At 50.4% G+C, this 1,229-nt stretch carries 1 protein-coding gene; it reads right to left on the reverse strand.

Annotated features, from left to right (window positions below; all coding sequences use genetic code 11):
- Positions 1–18 precede the first annotated feature (18 nt).
- Positions 19–1,166 (reverse strand): IS3 family transposase gene (locus tag EKL29_RS22915; protein WP_085949497.1). Its coding sequence is split into 2 segments (ribosomal slippage): positions 19–929 and positions 929–1,166, totalling 1,149 coding nucleotides; the frame shifts between segments, so codons are not numbered across the junction.
- Positions 1,167–1,229: the final 63 nt, after the last annotated feature.

Raw genomic sequence — 1,229 nt, forward strand, 5'->3', positions numbered from 1 at the left:
TGAATCGCCACGGATAATCTAGACACTTCCGAGCCGTTGATAATACTGGTTTTCATATTCTGTCGGTGACATCTGTTCGCTAGAACCATGCCGACGCTTACTGTTATAAAACATTTCGATGTAATCAAAAATATCACTGCGGGCTTCTTCCCGCGTTCCGTAGATCTTTTTCTTTATCCGTTCACGTTTCAACAACTGGAAAAAACTTTCTGCAACCGCATTATCATGGCAGTTACCGCGACGGCTCATGCTACCCTCCAGGCCGTGTGATTTCAGGAACGACTGCCACTCATGGCTTGTGTACTGACTGCCCTGATCCGAATGAACCAGCACCTGTTTTTCGGGATTACGCCGCCATACAGCCATCAGCAGTGCGTTCAGGACAATGTCCTTTGTCATCCGGGATTGCATGGACCAGCCGATAATTTTGCGTGAGAACAGATCAACAACAACGGCAAGATACAGCCAGCCTTCGTGGGTCCTGATGTAGGTTATGTCCGTTACCCAACGCTCATCAGGAGCATCCGGATTGAACTGTCGCTGGAGCCTGTTGGGTGACACGATACTGGCCTCGCCTTTACGTGCCCGCGGGCTTCGGTATCCGACCTGAGCCTTTATTCCGACACGTTTCATCAGTCTCCAGACTCTGTTTACTCCGCACTGTTGCCCGCTGTCACGCAGATCCAGATGGATTTTGCGATAACCATAGACGCATCCCGACTCCAGCCAGAACTGTTTAATCTGTCCTGTCAGTCTCAGGTCTGCCTGATGGCGTTGTGAATGCGGCTGCTGAAGCCAGGCGTAAAAACCACTGGGATGAACATCCAGCACCCGACAGAGCAGGCGAACAGGCCAGCAACAGGAGTTGTCACGGATAAAGGCGTACCTCAGTCGGACAGCTTTGCGAAGTACGCCGCGGCTTTTTTTAATATGTCCCGTTCGTCGGTAACCCGTTTCAGCTCTTTCTGGAGACGGCGGATCTCGGCCTGAGCATCTGACTGTTCTTTATTAGTGGAAGAATCCGGACCGTACTTCTTTATCCAGGCATAAAGGCTGTGGGTGGTGATATCGAGACGTGTTGCAACGCTGGCAACAGAATAACCGCGATCAACAACCTGTTTGACTGCTTCAGTTTTAAACTCTTCGGGATAACGCTTACCGCTCATGGGCACCTCTCTTTAAGCCATCTTAAATGACTCTGAGGTGTCTGTTAAACCCGTGGCGATTCA

The organism is Pantoea sp. YU22 (genome assembly GCF_003970755.1).
GTDB classification, from domain to species: Bacteria; Pseudomonadota; Gammaproteobacteria; order Enterobacterales; family Enterobacteriaceae; genus Pantoea; species Pantoea piersonii.